We start from the raw sequence: 17046 nt of genomic DNA, 5'->3' as shown, positions 1-17046 counted from the left end.
TCGATCGCCGCCGAGATCAGCAGCAGCGTCACCGCCATCTCGAACTTGCCCACCATCGCAAAGCGGATCGCGGTCAGGCCCAGACACATCCCCGCCAGCGTCACCAGATTGGGCAGAAGGAAAAGGAACGGCAGCTTTTCGCGGTCCTGCGGCTCGAGGCTCATCTTAACGCACCTCGCCGGTGCGGGCGAGTTCAGACCCGGTCAGATCGGCAATCACTGTCTCCCCGGCAATCATCGTCTGACCGATGCAGACCAGCGGCTGCACGCCTTCGGGCAGGTAGATGTCCAGCCGCGAGCCAAAGCGGATCAGCCCGAAGCGGTCGCCGGTGGCAAGCGTGTCCCCCTCCTTGACGAAGCACAGGATGCGCCGCGCCACCAGACCCGCGATCTGCACCACGCCGTAACGCTGCCCCGCGGCGGTCTCGACCGCCAGCCCGTTGCGCTCGTTGTCCAAGGACGCCTTGTCCAGCGAGGCGTTCAGAAACAGCCCCTTGTGATAGGCGACCTTGGTGATCCGCCCCGCCAGCGGCAGCCGGTTCACATGGCAGTTGAAGACCGACATGAAGACCGAAACCCGGGTCATGGGTTGATCGCCCAGACCCAGCTCCGCCGGCGGCACCGCGGGTTGCAGCAATGACACCACCCCGTCGGCGGGCGAGATCATCAACCCCTCGCGCGCGGGCGTCACCCGCGGCGGGTCGCGGAAGAAATAATAGACCCAGATCGTCAGGCCGGTGCCGATCCAGCCCAGCGGCTCCCACAGCAAAAACAGCATCACCGTGATCGCCGCCGCGATGGCGACGAATTTGCGCCCCTCGGGGTGCATCGGCTTGACGAAAGTGGAAAGCATGGAAACGGACATTGCAAGCCTTTCTCGTTGGTCTTTCCGTTGCCGCTTCCTAGCGCAAGTTTCGCCGCAAGGAAACCGCTGCGCCTTGCCGCAACCTCCGGGCCATCCGTTACCCAAGCAAAAGACTCGGATTGACTTTTCCGACTGTTTCGCTAGGTAATTTCGCAACGGAGGCCCCATGATCGTCTGTCACTGCCAGCACATCACCCACCGCGACATCCATGCCGCCATCGACTGGATGCGGGCCTCGGACCGGTTCGCGCTGATCACCCCGGGCAAGATCTACCGCGCGCTTGGCAAACGCGCGGATTGTGGCGGCTGCATGCCGCTTTTCCTTGCCACGATGCAGGAAAATGCCAATCTGGCCGTACCCGCAGAAGTTGCGCAGGTTCCGGCGGAGCTGCGCAACCTGCGCATGTAACAACAGGGAAGGACGCAGCCATGAAAGGCGACGCAAAGGTCATTGAATTTCTCAACGCGGCACTGCGGTCGGAACTGACCGCGATTTCGCAATATTGGGTGCATTTCCGGCTGCAGGAAGACTGGGGCCTCGCGAAGATGGCCAAGAAAAGCCGCGAGGAATCGATCGAGGAAATGGGCCATGCCGACAAGATCATCGCCCGGATCCTGTTCCTTGAAGGGCATCCGAACCTGCAAAAGCTTGATCCGCTGCGCATCGGAGAGGGCCCGCGCGAGACGCTCGAATGCGATCTGGCGGCGGAACATGACGCGCTGAAACTGTATCGCGAGGCGCGCGATTACTGCGCCGAGGTGGGCGACATCGTCTCGAAGAACATCTTCGAAAGCCTGATCACCGACGAGGAAGGCCACGTCGATTTCCTCGAAACGCAGATCTCGCTGTATGACCGGCTCGGGCCGCAGGGCTTTGCGCTGCTCAATGCCGCGCCGATGGACGCGGCCGAGTAAGCCCCGCAGAGGTCAAAGGCGCCCCTCGCGGAGCGCCTTTTCAGTCATCTTGCCCAAAATATCCCGGGGGGGGCCGAAGGCGGGGGGCAGCGCCCCCCTGCCCCGTGTCAGCCCCGCGCCGTGCGGATGAGATCCAGGATCTCGCGCGCCGCCGCCGGAATGTTGGTGCCCGGCCCGAAGATCGCCTTCACCCCGGCCGCTTTCAGGAAATCATAATCCTGCTGCGGGATCACCCCGCCGCAGATCACCAGGATATCCTCGGCGCCCTTTTCCTTCAGCGCCTCGATCAGCTTCGGCGCCAGCGTCTTGTGACCGGCGGCCAGCGAGGAAATGCCGACCACGTGCACGTCGTTGTCGACCGCATCCTGCGCCGCCTCTTCCGGGGTCTGGAACAGCGTGCCCACATCCACGTCAAAGCCGATATCGGCAAAGGCCGTCGCGATCACCTTGGCGCCGCGGTCGTGACCGTCCTGCCCCATCTTCACCACCAGCATACGCGGACGCCGCCCCTCGGCCTCGGCAAAGGCGTTCACATCGGCCTGGATCTGCGCAAAGCCCGCGTCGCCCTCGTAGGCGGCGCCATAAACGCCCGCCAGCGTCTTCACCTCGGCGCGATGGCGCCCGAACGTCCCTTCCATGGCGAGCGAAATCTCCCCGACCGAGGCCCGGGCGCGGGCGCACTCGACCGCCGCCTCAAGCAGATTGCCCCCTTCGACCGTGCGCCGACCCAGCTCCAAGAGCGCCGCCTGACAGGCCGCCTCGTCGCGCGTTTCGCGCATCTTCGTCAGCCGCGCGATCTGGCTTTCGCGCACCGCCACGTTGTCGATGTCGAGAATGTCGATCGGGTCTTCCTTGGCCAGACGATATTTGTTGACGCCAACGATCACATCCTCGCCGCGGTCGATCGCCGCCTGACGCTTGGCCGCCGATTCCTCGATCCGCAGCTTCGGCATCCCCGAGGCCACGGCCTTGGTCATGCCGCCCATCGCCTCGACTTCCTCGATCAGCGCCCAGGCCTTTTCGGCCAGCTCCGCCGTCAGCGCCTCGACATAATAGCTGCCCGCCAGCGGATCGACGACCTTGGTGACGCCGGTTTCCTCCTGCAGGATGATCTGGGTGTTGCGCGCGATCCGGGCCGAAAACTCGGTCGGCAGCGCGATCGCCTCGTCCAGCGCGTTGGTGTGCAGCGACTGCGTGCCGCCCAGCGCCGCCGACATCGCCTCATAGGCGGTGCGGATGACGTTGTTGTAGGGGTCCTGCTCTTGCAGCGACACGCCCGAGGTCTGGCAGTGCGTCCGCAGCATCAGCGAGCCCGGTTTTTGCGGGTTGAATTCCGACATGATGCGGTGCCACAGCAGGCGCGCCGCCCGCAGCTTCGCCGCTTCCATGAAGAAGTTCATGCCGATGGCGAAGAAGAACGACAGGCGCCCGGCGAAATCATCGACGTTCATCCCCCGCGCCAGCGCCGCGCGCACATATTCGCGCCCGTCGGCCAGCGTATAGGCCAGCTCCTGCACCAGGTTCGCGCCCGCTTCCTGCATGTGATAGCCGGAAATCGAGATCGAGTTGAACTTCGGCATCTCTTTCGAAGTGTATTCGATGATATCCGCAATGATCCGCATCGAAGGCTCGGGCGGATAGATATAGGTGTTGCGGACCATGAACTCCTTGAGGATGTCGTTCTGGATCGTGCCCGAAAGCAGCGACCGATCCACGCCCTGTTCCTCGCCGGTGACGATGAAGTTCGCCAGAATCGGGATCACCGCGCCGTTCATCGTCATCGAGACCGAGACCTTTTCGAGCGGAATGCCGTCGAACAGGATCTTCATGTCCTCGACCGAATCGATCGCCACGCCGGCCTTGCCGACATCTCCGACAACGCGCGGGTGGTCGCTGTCATAGCCGCGGTGGGTGGCCAGGTCGAAGGCGACCGAGACGCCCTGTTGGCCGGCGGCCAGCGCCTTGCGGTAGAAGGCGTTGCTCTCCTCGGCGGTCGAGAAACCCGCATATTGCCGGATCGTCCAGGGACGGCCCGCATACATCGTCGCCCGCACGCCGCGGGTGAAGGGGGCGATGCCCGGCAGCGTGCCCATATGCGGCAGCCCGGCGATGTCTTCCTCGGTGTAAAGCGGTTTGACCGCGATGCCTTCGAGCGTGTTCCAGGTCAGGCTCTCGGGCGCGCGGCCCTTGAGTTCCTTTTCGGCCAGCTTGCGCCAGCTCTCCATCTTGTCGGTCATGTGCGAGCCTCGTTTCGGGGAGCGAAGGCCGGGGGGGGCGCCCCCCTCCCGGCCGGTCCGTTCAGGTCTTTGGCAGGGAAGCCCCCGGCCTCATTCGAATTCCATGATGATGTCATCGACCTTCAGCGAGGCACCGGCCGCGCAGTTGATCTTTTTCACCACGCCCTTGCGCTCGGCCTTGAGGATGTTTTCCATCTTCATCGCCTCGACCGTGGCCAGCGCCTGACCTTCCTGCACTTCCTGCCCCTCCTCGACCGAGATCTTCACGATCAGGCCGGGCATCGGGCAGAGCAGGAATTTCGACGTGTCCGGCGGCAGTTTTTCCGGCATCAGTGCCGCCAGATCATGCTGGCGCGGGGTGCGGACATGCACCTTGAGATCGGCGCCGCGCACCCGGATGCGGAAGCCCATCGGGATCTTGCCGACCTTCAGCACCAAAGGCTCGCCGCCCACCGTCAGCTTCGCCAGCGACTTGCCGGGCGTCCAGTCGCTTTCGACGCGCAGGCTCGTGCCATCGGCAAAGGTCACGGTCGAGCCCGCCTTGTCGGCGGCGATCTTCAGCGCGAAGCTTTCGCCCTGCAGGCTGACCACCCAGTCATCGCCCACCCGGCGCTCGTGGTTGCCCAGCGTGCCCGAAATCTTGGTGCGGCGGATTTCCGCGACGCGGTTCATCGCGGCGGTGGCGGCGGCGACGCGCTTGAGCATGACATCGCCCAGCCGGACGCCCTGGAAGCCCTCGGGATATTCCTCGGCGATGAAGGCCGTGGTGATCGCGCCCTCGACGAAGCGGTCGTGATCCATCACCGCGGCGCAGAACGGCAGGTTGTGGCCGATGCCCTCGACCTCGAAGGTGTCCAGCGCCAGCCGCATTTCCTCGATCGCGGCTTCGCGGGTCGGACCCCAGGTGCAAAGCTTCGCGATCATCGGGTCGTAATACATCGAAATCTCGCCGCCCTCATAGACGCCGGTGTCGTTGCGCACGATCCCGCCCGAGGCGGTCGGACCTTCGACCGGGGGCTGGTATTTCGTCAGCCGCCCGATCGAGGGCAGGAAGTTGCGATAGGGATCTTCGGCGTAAAGGCGGCTTTCCATCGCCCAGCCGTTGATGCCGATATCTTCCTGCTTGAAGGGCAGCGGCTCGCCCGCGGCGACGCGGATCATCATTTCCACCAGGTCGATGCCGGTGATCAGCTCGGTCACCGGATGTTCCACCTGCAGACGGGTGTTCATCTCGAGGAAGTAGAAGTTGCGGTTGCCGTCGACGATGAATTCGACCGTGCCCGCCGAGGTGTAGCCCACCGCTTTGGCCAGCGCGCAGGCCTGTTCGCCCATCGCCTTGCGGGTGGCAGGGTCCAGGAAGGGCGAGGGTGCCTCTTCGATGACCTTCTGGTTGCGGCGCTGGATCGAGCATTCGCGCTCGTTCAGATAGACGCAATTGCCGTGCTTGTCGGCCAGCACCTGAATTTCGATGTGGCGCGGTTGCGTCACGAATTTCTCGATGAAGATGCGGTCATCGCCGAAGCTTGCCGCGGCTTCGTTCTTCGAGGACTGGAAGCCCTCGCGCGCTTCCTCGGCGTTCCAGGCGATCCGCATGCCCTTGCCGCCGCCGCCCGCCGAGGCCTTGATCATCACCGGATAGCCGATCTGGTCGGAGATCTTCACCGCTTCATCGGCATCGGCGATCAGGCCCATGTAACCCGGAACGGTCGAAACCCCGGCTTCCTGCGCCAGTTTTTTCGAGGTGATCTTGTCGCCCATCGCCTCGATCGCCGGGCTCGGCGGTCCGACAAAGATCACGCCTTCTTTTTCCAGCGCAGCGGCGAAATCCATCCGCTCGGACAGGAAGCCATAGCCCGGGTGCACCGCCTCGGCGCCGGTCTGGCGGATGGCGTCCATGATCTTGTCGATCACGATATAGGACTGGTTCGCGGGCGGCGGGCCGATGTGGACGGCCTCGTCCGCCATCTTGACGTGCAGCGCCTGCGCATCGGCGTCGGAATAGACGGCCACCGTCTTGATGCCCATCTTGCGCGCCGATTTGATGACGCGGCAGGCGATCTCGCCGCGGTTGGCGATCAGGATTTTCTTGAACATGGTCAGTCCCTTCCTCCGGGCGCGGATTGGCCCGCGCCCCCTTTCGTGATGTCATGTGCCGTCATGGCGGGCGAAACGAAACGCCAACGAGGGGGGAACCCTCGATGGCGGCATGCAGTTGCACCCCGCGCAGGCGGGGAAATGTGGCTCAGCTCAGTAGCAGGGACCGCCGATGCCGGCGTTGCAGGTCGCCCCACCGGCCAGCGCGCCAAGCGCCGCCCCGGCGACCATGTTCTTGTCGGCCGCATCGGCGATGATCGCCCCGGCCGCGCCGCCTGCAAGGGCGCGCTGGCCCTGGGTTTCCATGCAGCCGGCCAGCGCCGAAGCCGCCACGAGAGCCAGGAGAAGGGAAGTGCTGCGCATGATTGTCTGCCTCCGACAGGGGTTATGATTACCCCCGATTCTAGCGCAGAAACGCGCCAGCACAACGGGTAGTTCCGATCACGGGAAGAGCGGCGGGCCGCATCGGCAAGGCTCTGCCCATCGGGCGCCGCCGCCGCAGCGGCGGGGGCCGGGGCGCAAAGGCGCGGCCCGACGAAAACGCCGGGCCGCGACCCCAAGACACTAACATGGAGGTTGGACGGCGCGGCTTCGAAACACGCCATCTGCATCCCGATATGGGGCGCCGATGCCGCATTGCCAGAGGCGGGGGCAAAAGCCCCACAAAAATAGGCGATTTTCCGCCGATACGCCGCCCGGAGCCCGGTCATTCCCAGTCATCCTCCGCGTCGTCCGCCTCCCAGTCGAAGGCGTCGGGATCGGCGAAGACCTCGGGAAAGCTGGCCTCGGCCCGCTTGCGGTCGATGCGCAAAAGCTGCTCGTAGCTGCAAGGATCGGCGGGTTCGCTGGCCCAGACGACCTCGCGACCGATCAGCCAGGACAGGCGCCCGGCATCCAGATTGCCCCGCTCGAAGGGCTCTTCGCCAAAATAATTCCAAAGCGCGGCCATGAAGCCCGCATCGGCGCGACGGTCCGCAGGCGCGCGGTCCTTGTAGCGCTCGCGGCGGACGATCTTGGTGGCGCCTTTCTTGGCATTGGCGCGACGGATGGTGAACTGGAAATCGGACCCGGGAAGACGCCCCGGGAAGCCACGGTGTTTCAGCATGATGTGCCCCTTTCCAGCGCGGGGTCGCACATCAGACCCGTCCCGCGCAAGCGCGGAACGGGCAGGCCGGGGGCATGGGGCGTGCCCTGCCCCCGGAACCGATTACTTGTATTTGCCGGTTTGCACCGGTTCGACGGTGACCGGAGCCACCGGCTCGGCTTTGGGGGCGCAAGCGGCAACGAAAGCAACCGCGACGAGAGCGAAGAGGACTTTGTTCGACATGGGTATCTCCTGTCAGGACCTTGGTGCGGGCGGAATGCCCCGCCCGTCGGGTCCTTGTCTGTCATTGTTCGGACCGGCTGATTCCGGTCGCGCGCCAACTTACCGCGACCGTCAAGAGGGATGAAGCGAAAAGCGCGTGAACACAAAAGTTTCGGGCAAGTCGTGACTTCCCCCCAACCCGTTGTGTGCTTGCGCAGCGTCGCCATCAGAAAAGCTCCCAGTGACAGGCCCCATCGGCGATGGAATAGGCCTCGAAGAATTGCACAGCCCTGTCGTCCGATGCCCCGAAGGGCACGACGCGGTCCGCCAGATCAAGGACAAGCCCGGCAGGCTGCGGCCCGTCCGCGGGCAGATGCGCCAGCGCGAAACCGTCGCACAGCGCCTGCAGGTCGGCCGCGGCCTTGTCCGGGCCATAGCCCGCCCCGGCCACCTGCGGCGCGACGAAGCGAAAGCGCAGCGTCAGCCCCTGCGGACCGGCCCCGTCCATCCGGGTCTCCAGCCAGTGCAGCCTGATCCCCGACGGCACCGTGATCTGCGGCCCCGAGGGCACCGGCAAGGGCCCGGTTTCCTGCACCGGCCCGAAAGCCGTTTCCGCCCCGGTCTGCGCGGGCATCGGCGGGATCAGATCCGCCTCGATCGCCGCATCTTCCTGGGCAGAGATGGGCCGGGCAAGCGCCGTCACAGCGAGGACGACCGCGATCGCCCCCCGCAAGGCTGTGCGCGCCTGCCCGGCCCCACGAAGCATTCCGCGCCCCTCAGAGCGGAATGTTGTCGTGTTTCTTCCACGGGTTGGCCAGCTTCTTCGAGCGCAGGCTCGCGAAAGCACGGGCCACCCGACGCCGGGTGGACGAGGGTTTGATCACCTCGTCGATGAAGCCGCGTTCGGCCGCCACGAAGGGGTTGGCGAAGCGGTCTTCGTAGTCCTTGGTGCGCGCCGCGATCTTGTCCTTGTCGCCCAGTTCCGAGCGATACAGGATCTCGGTCGCGCCCTTGGCCCCCATCACCGCGATTTCGGCGGTGGGCCAGGCATAGTTGAAATCGCCGCGCAGGTGTTTCGAGGCCATCACGTCATAGGCGCCGCCATAGGCCTTGCGGGTGATGACGGTGACTTTCGGCACGGTGGCTTCGCCGTAAGCGAACAGCAGCTTCGCGCCGTGCTTGATCACGCCGCCATATTCCTGGCCGGTGCCGGGCAGGAAGCCGGGCACGTCGACCAGCGTCAGGATCGGGATCTCAAACGCGTCGCAGAAGCGCACGAACCGCGCCGCCTTGCGCGAGCTGTCGATGTCAAGGCAGCCCGCCAGAACCATCGGCTGGTTCGCGACGACGCCCACGGTCTGACCCTCGATGCGGATGAAGCCGGTGATGATGTTGCCGGCGTAATCCTTTTGAATCTCGAAGAAATCGCCCTCGTCGGCGATCTTCGTGATCAATTCCTTCATGTCATAGGGCATGTTGGGGTTGGCCGGGATCAGCGTATCAAGGCTTTCCTCGATGCGGTTGACCTCGTCGAAGAAGGGCCGCACCGGCGCCTTTTCGCGGTTCGAGAGCGGCAGGAAATCGATCAGGCGGCGGGTTTCCGCGATCGCTTCCACGTCGTTCTCATAGGCGCCGTCGGCGACCGAGGATTTCTTGGTATGGGTGGAGGCGCCGCCCAGTTCCTCGGCGGTGACGATCTCGTTCGTCACGGTCTTCACCACGTCGGGGCCGGTCACGAACATGTAGGAGCTGTCCTTCACCATGAAGATGAAGTCGGTCATCGCGGGGGAATAGACCGCGCCACCGGCACAGGGCCCCATGATCAGCGAAATCTGCGGCACCACGCCCGAGGCCATGATGTTGCGCTGGAACACCTCGGCGTAACCGGCGAGCGAGGCGACGCCCTCTTGAATCCGCGCGCCACCCGAGTCGTTCATGCCGATCACCGGGGCGCCGTTCTGCATCGCCATATCCATGATCTTGCAGATCTTCTCGGCATGGGTTTCGGACAGCGAGCCGCCGAAGACGGTGAAATCCTGGCTGAACACATAGACCATGCGGCCATTCACCGTGCCCCAGCCGGTGACGACGCCATCGCCCGAGATATGCTCGGCTTCCATGCCGAAATCGACGCAGCGATGCGCCTTGAACATGTCGAATTCCTCGAACGAGCCCTCGTCCAGAAGCAGTTCGATGCGTTCGCGCGCCGTCAGCTTGCCCTTCTTGTGCTGGGCCTCGATGCGCCGCTCGCCGCCGCCAAGCCGCGCCGCCGCACGCCGGCTTTCCAGCTCGCTCAGGATGTCTTTCATGGGATCTCCTCCGAGAATTTCCGCGCAACCTATCGGAACGAAAGATTGTTACCAAGCGGATTCGGGAAAATTTGCAAATAATTCTCAGACCGCGAAGTGCGAATTGCGATATTGCAAATAATCTGGTGCCGACGGGCCAAACGCGCTAGGAGAGCACAGCCGTTTCGGAGCCGATCATGACCCTGCCCGCGCCCCTCGTCACCTTTCTTTTGCTGACCGCCTCGAATGTGTTCATGACCTTCGCCTGGTACGGGCATCTGCGTTTCAAATCGGCGCCGATGCTGGTGGCGATCGGGATTTCCTGGGGTATCGCCTTCTTCGAATATTGCCTGATGGTGCCCGCCAACCGCATCGGCTACGGCGCGATGTCGGCGGCGCAGCTGAAAGTGATGCAGGAGGTGATTTCGCTCACCGTCTTTGTCGGCTTCAACAGCTGGTGGCTGGGCGAGCCGCCGACCTGGCGCACGCTGGCCGGATTCGCCCTGATCGTCGCCGGGGCGGCGCTGATCTTTTCGAACAAGGGCTGACGGCGCGGTTGCCCCGGACGGGTCAGACAGGGTCGCGCCTTTCCCCGCCCTTCCCCGATCTTGTGACGCATACATTTTACCCGATGGACAAAATGACGCGCGCGGCCTAGCGCGGTGCCATGGCCTTCCTGTCCCGCAACACGCCCCCGCATATCGTCACCCTTGTGCTCGCCACCGGCGTGGCGGCGCTCAGTCTCAACATCTTCCTGCCCTCGCTGCCCGGGATGGCGCGGCATTTCGGCGTCGATTACGGGCTGATGCAGCTGGCCGTTTCCGCCTATCTGGCGGCTTCCGCCGTGGCGCAATTCGTCGTCGGGCCGATTTCCGACCGCTACGGCCGCCGCCCGGTGCTGCTGTGGGTGGTGGCGATCTTCACCCTCGCCTCGGTCGCAGCGCTGTTTGCGCCGAATGCCCAGGCTTTCCTCGCCGCGCGCTTCGTGCAGGCGGTCGTGGCCACCGCCTTCGTGCTGGCCCGCGCGGCGGTGCGCGACATGGTGCCCGGCCCCGCGGCCGCCTCGATGATCGGCTATGTCACCATGGGGATGTCGCTGGTGCCGATGATCGGACCTGCGGTGGGCGGGCTCCTGGACGGGCTTTTCGGCTGGCAGGCGAACCTGGCCGTGCTGGCCGCCTCGGGGGCGCTTCTTTTCGCGCTGGTCTGGGCCGACATGGGCGAGACCGTCTCGGGCGGGGGGCTTGGTTTTGGCGCACAGATGCGGGCCTATCCGATCCTGCTGCGTTCGCCGCGGTTCTGGGGCTATGCGCTGTCGGCCGCCGCCTCGGCGGGGCTGTTTTACGCCTATCTGGGCGGCGCGGCGCTGGTGGGCGAGCAGGCCTTTGGCCTCTCCCCGGTCGAGGTCGGCTATTTCTTCGCCCTGCCGTCGCTTGGCTATCTGATCGGCAACTGGATCTCGGGGCGGTTTTCGCTGCATCTGGGCATGGACCGGATGGTGCTTTGGGGCACGGTGCTTGCCACCGCCGCCATCGCCGTGGCGCTGATCGCCAAGGCCGCGGGCGTGCTGGGCCCGATCACCTTTTTCACCGTCGTCGGCGTGACCGGGATCGGCAACGGCCTCAGCCTGCCCTCGGCCAATGCCGGGCTGATGTCGGTGCGGGCGGATCTCGCGGGCACCGCCTCGGGTCTGGGCGCGACCATGACGATCGGCACCGGCGCGGCTCTGGCCAGCCTGACCGCGACGCTGCTTGGCCCCGAGGTCGAGGTGGCGCGACTGCTTTGGGTGATGTTCGGCTCTTCGGCGCTTTCGGTCGTGGCGATCCTCTGGGTGATGGCGCGGCCTCAGTAACCATAGGCGGGCGATTTCGCCACGCGGTCGCCCAGCGCGATCGCCTCGCGCTCGAGCGGGATCAGATTGCCGGGCAGCACCAGCGACTCGGTCAGCGTGCGGCGCAGCATCGGCCCGGCGCCCAGCCGCTCGTATTGCGCCACATGCACCAGCTCATGCGCCAAAAGCCAGTCGGGCACCGGCATCTGCGTCACGGTGATGCCATAACCCGTCGTCAGCCCCCAGGCGCGCTCGATGCGGAACAGCCGCGCCAGCTCCGGGTCGGTCATCGGCGGGATCTTCGGCAGCACCAGAAGCCGCACCTTTTCAGGATGTTGCACACCAACGCGGCGGGCGATGTCCTGCTCGGCCGGGGTCAGCCCCCGCCCCCCGGACAGCGCCCGGGCATTGCGGGCGCGCTCTTCGGCACGCAAGGCGGGCAGCAACCGCGCCACCTGCGCCGCCAGCGCAGGATCGGGCGCCGCGATCCGCGCCTGCTGATCTTGCGTGATCGCGGGCGGCACCGGAGCGCAGCCGCACAAAGCCAGAACGATCAAAGCCGACAGCCCTCGCATGGTCCCCCCCTCTGCTGCGCCAAGCTAGGGCGCTTTGTCCCGGCAATGCAACCTTCCCTTGCGGACACCGTTTGCAAAGGCTACGAGAGCTTTGCAAAGCAGGGGGCGAGATGGCCACGCAAAAACTTTACGCCGGGGTGAAACTGCGCGAGACCCGGGCGCGTCTGGGGCTGACGCAAAAGGCCTTTGCCGACCGGCTGGGGGTCTCGCTGCCCTATCTGAACCAGATGGAAAACAATCATCGTCCGGTTTCGGCCGCGGTGGTGCTGGCGCTGGCGGGGGAATTCGGGCTTGACGTGACCGAGCTGTCGGCGGGCGATGCGGAGCGGCTGGTCAGTGACATGCGCGAGGCGATGGCGGATCCGGTCTTTGCCGATGGCGGCACGCCGCCGCTCGCCGATCTGCGGCTGGCGGCCTCGAATGCGCCCGCCCTCGCCCGGGCTTTCCTCGAACTGCACCGCGCCTACCGGCAGGCGCATGAACGGCTGGCCTCGCTGGACGAGGCCCTGGGCCGCGAAGGCGCGCAGACGGTGGTTTCGCCCTGGGAAGAGGTCCGCGACTTCTTTCACTATTGCGACAATTACATCGATGCCGTCGATCGCGCCGCGGAACGGTTTTCCTGCCCGGATGGCAAGAGGTTGGATCCGATCACACGGGCCACCGAGGCCCTGCGCGCCCGCGGTGTCGAGGTGCAGTTTTCGAACATGTCCGAGCTGCGCGCCCGCGATGGCGACCGCATCCTGATCTCCACCCATGCCAGCCGCTCGACGCAGGCGTTTCAGCTGCTGCATCAGGTCGCGCTGATCACCCAGAACGAGTTGCTCGAGGCGACGCTGGATCTGGCGCGCTTCCAATCCGAGACTTCGCGGGCAATCGCCAAGATCGGTCTGGCGAATTATTTCGCCGGTGCGGCGCTGCTCCCCTATCGCGTCTTCCTGGAGGCGGCGCAGGAAACCCGCCACGATCTGGAGCGGCTCGGCGATGCTTTCGGCGCCAGCATCGAGCAGGTGGCGCATCGGCTCTCGACGCTGCAACGGCCCGGCGCCAAGGGCATCCCCTTCTTCTTCGTCCGCGTCGATCAGGCCGGCACGATCACCAAGCGCCATTCCGCGACGCGGCTGCAATTCGCCCGCTTCGGCGGCGCCTGCCCGCTGTGGAACGTGCATCAGGCCTTTGAAACACCGACGAAATTCCTGCGTCAGCTGACCGAGACACCCGATGGGGTGCGCTATCTCTGCCTTGCCCGCGACGTGTCGAAAACCGGCGGCAGCTTCACCGCCCCGGTGCGGCGCTATGCGATCTGTCTGGGCTGCGAGGTCAGCCATGCCCGCGGCATGGTCTATGCCGACGACATGGAACTGGGCAATCCGCGCGCCTATCAGCCGATCGGAATCTCCTGCCGGATCTGCGAGCGCAAGGATTGCCACCAGCGCTCGGTGCCGCCGCTGGAACGGCGGCTGCGCGTCGATCCGAACCGCCGCGGCCTGCTGCCTTACGACATCGCCTGATCCTGAGACATCGAAAAGCCCCGGAAGATCCGAGGCTTGTCGATCAGTCTGTGGAGGTCGTCAGGAATGGTGCAGCATATGGGCGATTTCGTCCTTGATATGCGCGCGTTGCTTGCGCAGATCCACTTCGGCGAAATGGTCCAGCGGTTCGACATTGCTTTCGGCCCGGTGAACCTTGTCATTCACCGCGTCGTAATCTTCCAGAAGCTTGGCGAAATGGGCGTTCGTGACCTTCAAAGCATGCAGCTTGTCCATCTCGAACGGGAATTCCTCGGACAGGGTATGCGGGGTGTTCGACATGAGCTGTTCCTTTGCGATCTGCATTTCCTACGACTCAAGCCTAGCCCCGGAGCGCTTGCGCCACCTTGACCCGTATCAAGTCGCCGCCCCGTCCGCGCCCTTCCCGGCCCCCACCGCCGCCGCAATCGCGTCAAGCCGTGCCTCCAGCGCCGCGAACCGCCCCTCCAGCGCCACCATCCGCAACTCGTCCAGCTTTTCATGCAGCCGCATGATCTCAACCTCCGCCTTCAGGTTCACTTCGTAATCATGCGCCGCGGCAAGGCGATCCTTTTCCGCCTGCCGGTTCTGGCTCATCATGATCACAGGCGCCTGAACCGCCGCCAGCATCGACAGGATCAGGTTCAGGAAAACAAAGGGATAGGGGTCAATGGCAGTGACAAGAATCACCGTGTTCAGCGCCACCCAGCCCAGCAGGACCAGCGCAAAAATCCCGATGAAGCTCCAGGACCCGCCAAAGGCCGCGACCCGGTCGGCGATGCGGGCGCCCAGATCGGACTCGGGCTGGCTCAGATCGCGCGCCACCGTGCCATGTTCGGCGACATGGCGCAGCACGCGCCGGTCGCGTTCGTTCAACTCTTCGAAGCTCTTGCGCAAAAGCCGTTCGGAAAGGATGCGAAGCTTGGCGTCCATGGCCCCCCCTGCCGTTTTGGCGATGCTGCGACGGGGCGGGCCGGATGTCCACCGACGAGAACGTGAGAGGAGGCGCGATCAGCTGCCCATGGGCCGCCAGCCCGCCGCCCGCGCCTCGGCCTCGGTGCAGAACCAGCGCTCGCCCTTTGTCTCGTCGATCCGGGTGCGGTCGTAATCGCGCGAGCCGGGCAGATGGAAGATCTGCCCCTTTTTCGAGATATTGCCCTTGATCCGGCAGGCCCCGGGCGGGCTTTGCACCGGGCCATGCCGCGCCGCCTCGGGCGCCAGATGCGGCCCGGCCCAGATGCCGCGCTGCGCGGCGCGCGCCTGCGTCTCTTCGGGAACATAGTCGCGCGCATATTTGCGGTAAGCCTCGGCCATGCCCTCGGCCACCAGCACCGCGTTCAGATCGCGCCCGCCCGCGCTGCAAACCGCCAGAAGCCGGTCGTAGCGATCGCGATCCCCACCCGCGCAGCGCACCGTGCCCGAGGCCAGCGCGCCAAGCCGGTCCCGGGACGCCTGCCCGCAGGGCCAATCACGCCCCTGCGCATCCTTGCACAGCTGATCATGTTCCGGCGCATCTATCCCGAACAAACGCACCTTTTGCGTGCCGATGGCCAGCGTATCGCCATCGACCACCCGCGCCCGCCCCTGCAAGATTTCGGCCTGCGCCGGCAGCGCCAGCACAAGCCCGATCAGAACCCACTTCACCATCGCCGCAGGCTAGCAGAACGGAAGGCGAACGCAAGCCTGCGCGCCGGTCATGCTTAGCGCTGCGACACCCGCCAGTTCGGGTTGATCCAGGGGGCCGCATTCTCGGCGGGCAGACGACGGCCCAGAATATGATCGGCCACCTTCTCGCCGGTCATGATCGAGGGCGCGTTCAGGTTGCCATTCGTCACCCGCGGGAAGATCGAGCTGTCAGCGACGCGCAGCCCCTCGACCCCAATCACCCGCGCATCCGGGTCGACCACCGCCATCGGATCATCCGCCCGCCCCATGCGCGCGGTGCCGCAGGGGTGATAAGCGCTTTCGGCGTGATCGCGGATGAAGGCGTCGATCTGATCATCGCTTTGCACCGCCGCACCGGGCTGGATCTCGTGCTTGACATGCTGCGCCATCGGCGCCTGGGCAAAGATTTCCCGCGTCAGCCGCACCACCTTGCGGAACTCCGCCCAGTCGTCGGGATGCGACATGTAGTTGAAGCGGATCTCCGGGTTTTCGCGCGGGTCCGCAGACCGCAGCCGCACCGTGCCGCGCGATTTCGACCGCATCGGCCCGGTATGGACCTGAAAGCCATGCCCCTCGGCGGCGGCCTTGCCGTCATAGCGCACGGCGATGGGCAGGAAGTGATACTGGATATCGGGATATTCGACGCCCTTGTCGGAGCGGATGAAGCCGCAGGCCTCGAACTGGTTCGAGGCGCCAAGGCCGCGCTTGGTCAGCAGCCATTGCGCGCCGACCGTCAGCTTGCCCCAAAGGTTCCAGTATTTATACAGCGTGACCGGCTCCCGGGATGCGAATTGCATATAGATTTCAAGGTGGTCCTGCAGGTTCGCCCCAACCCCTGGGCGATGCGCCAGAACCTCAATCCCATGCGCTTGCAAATGCTCCGCGTCGCCGATGCCGGACAACATCAGAAGCTTCGGCGTATTGAGCGCCGAGGCCGCAAGGATCACCTCGGCCTTCGCCTTCAGAACCTTGATCTCGCCGCCCTTTTCATATTCGACGCCGACCGCGCGGCCCTGCTCGATCACCACCTTGCGCGCCAGACCGCGGACGATCTTCAGCCGCCCGGTCTTGATCGCGGGGCGCAGATAGGCCGAGGCCACCGACCAGCGCCGCCCCTGCCAGATCGTCGCCTCCATCGGGCCGAAGCCCTCCTGCTGCTCGCCGTTGTAATCCATCGTCACGGGGTAGCCCGCCGCCGCCCCCGCCTCGATGAAATGCTGGAAAAGCGGGTTCCTGCGCGGGCCCCGCGTCACATGCAGCGGGCCTTTCGAGCCGCGCCAGGTCGCGTCGGCGCCGTCATGGCCGCCGTGCCAATGTTCCTGGCGCTTGAAATAGGGCAGCACATCGGCATAGCCCCAGCCCGCCGCGCCCTGTTCCGCCCAATGGTCGAAATCGCAGGCGTGGCCGCGCACATAGACCATGCCGTTGATCGAGGACGACCCGCCAATCACCTTGCCGCGCGGCGTCACCAGACGGCGGTTGCCAAGATGCGGCTCGGGCTCGGTGCCCATGCCCCAGTCATAGCGCCCCATGTTCATCGGGTAAGACAGGGCCGCCGGCATCTCGATGAAGGGGCCCCAGTCGGTGCCGCCGAATTCGATGATCGCCACCCGATGCCCGGCCTCGGCCAGCCGATAGCCCAAGGCCGAGCCGCCCGAGCCTGCCCCAACGATCACATAATCCGCATCCATCGCGCGACCCTCTGCCTGAACCCTGTTTTTTCTTGGCGCAAATACGCCGGGGGGTCCGGGGGGGACCCCCCGGCC

18 protein-coding genes (1 of these 18 only partly in view) are annotated in these 17046 nt (G+C 65.3%); 5 read left to right on the top strand and 13 right to left on the bottom strand.

The window, feature by feature from the left end; genetic code table 11:
* Together pssA and AC4PTB_RS04875 are read right to left on the bottom strand one after the other, a co-directional pair.
* On the bottom strand, positions 1-164 hold the beginning of the coding sequence (gene pssA, locus AC4PTB_RS04880) for a CDP-diacylglycerol--serine O-phosphatidyltransferase (RefSeq protein ID WP_492191970.1). Its footprint begins 574 nt before the window's first position; only the first 164 of its 738 coding nucleotides appear in the window; it begins with the start codon at positions 162-164; its stop codon lies off the left edge, out of view.
* A 1-nt stretch (position 165) separates the two neighbouring features.
* Positions 166-864: a phosphatidylserine decarboxylase gene (locus AC4PTB_RS04875; protein WP_492191969.1), complete on the bottom strand. Its 699-nt coding sequence runs from the start codon at positions 862-864 to the stop codon at positions 166-168.
* 166 nt (positions 865-1030) lie between these two features.
* Here AC4PTB_RS04875 and AC4PTB_RS04870 point away from each other — a divergent pair, with 166 nt between their 5' ends.
* Together AC4PTB_RS04870 and bfr are read left to right on the top strand one after the other, a co-directional pair.
* Positions 1031-1273 carry a (2Fe-2S)-binding protein gene (locus AC4PTB_RS04870; protein WP_136908717.1) on the top strand — a complete coding sequence of 81 codons (243 nt, stop codon included), beginning with the start codon at positions 1031-1033 and terminating at the stop codon, positions 1271-1273.
* A gap of 20 nt (positions 1274-1293) precedes the next feature.
* Positions 1294-1779: a bacterioferritin gene (gene bfr / locus AC4PTB_RS04865; RefSeq protein ID WP_055213355.1), complete on the top strand. Its 486-nt coding sequence runs from the start codon at positions 1294-1296 to the stop codon at positions 1777-1779.
* Positions 1780-1886: 107 nt separating this feature from the next.
* Here the strand turns inward: bfr and scpA are convergent, their stop codons facing one another.
* The 6 genes from scpA to AC4PTB_RS04835 form a co-directional block, all read right to left on the bottom strand.
* Positions 1887-4016 (bottom strand): methylmalonyl-CoA mutase, encoded by a 2130-nt coding sequence (scpA, locus tag AC4PTB_RS04860; RefSeq protein ID WP_492191968.1) that lies wholly within the window; start codon positions 4014-4016, stop codon positions 1887-1889.
* 90 nt (positions 4017-4106) lie between these two features.
* On the bottom strand, positions 4107-6110 hold the full coding sequence (locus AC4PTB_RS04855) for an acetyl-CoA carboxylase biotin carboxylase subunit (protein ID WP_492191967.1): 2004 nt from the start codon (positions 6108-6110) through the stop codon (positions 4107-4109).
* Positions 6111-6263: 153 nt separating this feature from the next.
* Complete coding sequence (locus AC4PTB_RS04850; RefSeq protein ID WP_492191966.1) at positions 6264-6473, bottom strand: hypothetical protein; 210 nt, start codon at positions 6471-6473, stop codon at positions 6264-6266.
* Between the two features lie 343 nt (positions 6474-6816).
* Positions 6817-7215, bottom strand: coding sequence for a hypothetical protein (locus AC4PTB_RS04845; protein ID WP_492191965.1), 399 nt, complete (start codon positions 7213-7215; stop codon positions 6817-6819).
* 427 nt (positions 7216-7642) lie between these two features.
* Positions 7643-8182: a DUF6497 family protein gene (locus tag AC4PTB_RS04840; RefSeq protein WP_492191964.1), complete on the bottom strand. Its 540-nt coding sequence runs from the start codon at positions 8180-8182 to the stop codon at positions 7643-7645.
* A 10-nt stretch (positions 8183-8192) separates the two neighbouring features.
* Positions 8193-9725, bottom strand: a complete 1533-nt coding sequence (locus tag AC4PTB_RS04835) for an acyl-CoA carboxylase subunit beta (RefSeq protein WP_492191963.1) — start codon at positions 9723-9725, stop codon at positions 8193-8195.
* Positions 9726-9901: 176 nt separating this feature from the next.
* On the opposite strand from AC4PTB_RS04835, the gene AC4PTB_RS04830 reads away from it, so the two are divergent.
* Both AC4PTB_RS04830 and AC4PTB_RS04825 read left to right on the top strand, forming a co-directional pair.
* Positions 9902-10252 (top strand): DMT family protein, encoded by a 351-nt coding sequence (locus AC4PTB_RS04830; RefSeq protein ID WP_492191962.1) that lies wholly within the window; start codon positions 9902-9904, stop codon positions 10250-10252.
* A 119-nt stretch (positions 10253-10371) separates the two neighbouring features.
* Entirely contained in the window at positions 10372-11556 is a 1185-nt protein-coding gene (locus tag AC4PTB_RS04825; RefSeq protein WP_492191961.1) for a multidrug effflux MFS transporter, read from the top strand.
* Here the strand turns inward: AC4PTB_RS04825 and AC4PTB_RS04820 are convergent.
* Positions 11550-12110 carry a hypothetical protein gene (locus AC4PTB_RS04820; protein WP_492191960.1) on the bottom strand — a complete coding sequence of 187 codons (561 nt, stop codon included), beginning with the start codon at positions 12108-12110 and terminating at the stop codon, positions 11550-11552. The genes AC4PTB_RS04825 and AC4PTB_RS04820 overlap by 7 nt on opposite strands.
* Positions 12111-12220: 110 nt before the next feature.
* Between AC4PTB_RS04820 and AC4PTB_RS04815 the strand changes: the two genes are divergently transcribed.
* Positions 12221-13618, top strand: a complete 1398-nt coding sequence (locus tag AC4PTB_RS04815; RefSeq protein ID WP_492191959.1) for a helix-turn-helix domain-containing protein — start codon at positions 12221-12223, stop codon at positions 13616-13618.
* Positions 13619-13678: 60 nt separating this feature from the next.
* Here the strand turns inward: AC4PTB_RS04815 and AC4PTB_RS04810 are convergent, their stop codons facing one another.
* The 4 genes from AC4PTB_RS04810 to betA form a co-directional block, all read right to left on the bottom strand.
* Positions 13679-13918: an HP1242/YdcH family protein gene (locus AC4PTB_RS04810; RefSeq protein ID WP_492191958.1), complete on the bottom strand. Its 240-nt coding sequence runs from the start codon at positions 13916-13918 to the stop codon at positions 13679-13681.
* 75 nt (positions 13919-13993) lie between these two features.
* Positions 13994-14548 (bottom strand): DUF1003 domain-containing protein, encoded by a 555-nt coding sequence (locus AC4PTB_RS04805; RefSeq protein ID WP_492191957.1) that lies wholly within the window; start codon positions 14546-14548, stop codon positions 13994-13996.
* Between the two features lie 78 nt (positions 14549-14626).
* Positions 14627-15262 carry a thermonuclease family protein gene (locus tag AC4PTB_RS04800; RefSeq protein WP_492191956.1) on the bottom strand — a complete coding sequence of 212 codons (636 nt, stop codon included), beginning with the start codon at positions 15260-15262 and terminating at the stop codon, positions 14627-14629.
* A gap of 53 nt (positions 15263-15315) precedes the next feature.
* Complete coding sequence (gene betA / locus AC4PTB_RS04795) at positions 15316-16971, bottom strand: choline dehydrogenase (RefSeq protein ID WP_492191955.1); 1656 nt, start codon at positions 16969-16971, stop codon at positions 15316-15318.
* Positions 16972-17046: the final 75 nt, after the last annotated feature.

This window comes from Rhodobacter sp. 4.3.4, assembly GCF_058724655.1.
The sequence above is the reverse complement of the archived record's forward strand: the minus strand, read 5'-3'. Positions and strand labels throughout refer to the sequence as shown.

What these genes read in the sequence shown, in the direction of transcription:
- betA (WP_492191955.1), bottom strand. Translation starts at nt 16,971, where the DNA reads ATGGATGCGGATTATGTGATCGTTGGGGCAGGCTCGGGCGGCTCGGCC.
- AC4PTB_RS04835 (WP_492191963.1), bottom strand. Translation starts at nt 9,725, where the DNA reads ATGAAAGACATCCTGAGCGAGCTGGAAAGCCGGCGTGCGGCGGCGCGG.
- AC4PTB_RS04855 (WP_492191967.1), bottom strand. Translation starts at nt 6,110, where the DNA reads ATGTTCAAGAAAATCCTGATCGCCAACCGCGGCGAGATCGCCTGCCGC.
- AC4PTB_RS04805 (WP_492191957.1), bottom strand. Translation starts at nt 14,548, where the DNA reads ATGGACGCCAAGCTTCGCATCCTTTCCGAACGGCTTTTGCGCAAGAGC.
- AC4PTB_RS04815 (WP_492191959.1), top strand. Translation starts at nt 12,221, where the DNA reads ATGGCCACGCAAAAACTTTACGCCGGGGTGAAACTGCGCGAGACCCGG.
- AC4PTB_RS04820 (WP_492191960.1), bottom strand. Translation starts at nt 12,110, where the DNA reads ATGCGAGGGCTGTCGGCTTTGATCGTTCTGGCTTTGTGCGGCTGCGCT.
- AC4PTB_RS04875 (WP_492191969.1), bottom strand. Translation starts at nt 864, where the DNA reads ATGTCCGTTTCCATGCTTTCCACTTTCGTCAAGCCGATGCACCCCGAG.
- scpA (WP_492191968.1), bottom strand. Translation starts at nt 4,016, where the DNA reads ATGACCGACAAGATGGAGAGCTGGCGCAAGCTGGCCGAAAAGGAACTC.
- AC4PTB_RS04845 (WP_492191965.1), bottom strand. Translation starts at nt 7,215, where the DNA reads ATGCTGAAACACCGTGGCTTCCCGGGGCGTCTTCCCGGGTCCGATTTC.
- AC4PTB_RS04830 (WP_492191962.1), top strand. Translation starts at nt 9,902, where the DNA reads ATGACCCTGCCCGCGCCCCTCGTCACCTTTCTTTTGCTGACCGCCTCG.
- AC4PTB_RS04870 (WP_136908717.1), top strand. Translation starts at nt 1,031, where the DNA reads ATGATCGTCTGTCACTGCCAGCACATCACCCACCGCGACATCCATGCC.
- AC4PTB_RS04810 (WP_492191958.1), bottom strand. Translation starts at nt 13,918, where the DNA reads ATGTCGAACACCCCGCATACCCTGTCCGAGGAATTCCCGTTCGAGATG.
- AC4PTB_RS04840 (WP_492191964.1), bottom strand. Translation starts at nt 8,182, where the DNA reads ATGCTTCGTGGGGCCGGGCAGGCGCGCACAGCCTTGCGGGGGGCGATC.
- AC4PTB_RS04825 (WP_492191961.1), top strand. Translation starts at nt 10,372, where the DNA reads ATGGCCTTCCTGTCCCGCAACACGCCCCCGCATATCGTCACCCTTGTG.
- bfr (WP_055213355.1), top strand. Translation starts at nt 1,294, where the DNA reads ATGAAAGGCGACGCAAAGGTCATTGAATTTCTCAACGCGGCACTGCGG.
- AC4PTB_RS04800 (WP_492191956.1), bottom strand. Translation starts at nt 15,262, where the DNA reads ATGGTGAAGTGGGTTCTGATCGGGCTTGTGCTGGCGCTGCCGGCGCAG.
- AC4PTB_RS04850 (WP_492191966.1), bottom strand. Translation starts at nt 6,473, where the DNA reads ATGCGCAGCACTTCCCTTCTCCTGGCTCTCGTGGCGGCTTCGGCGCTG.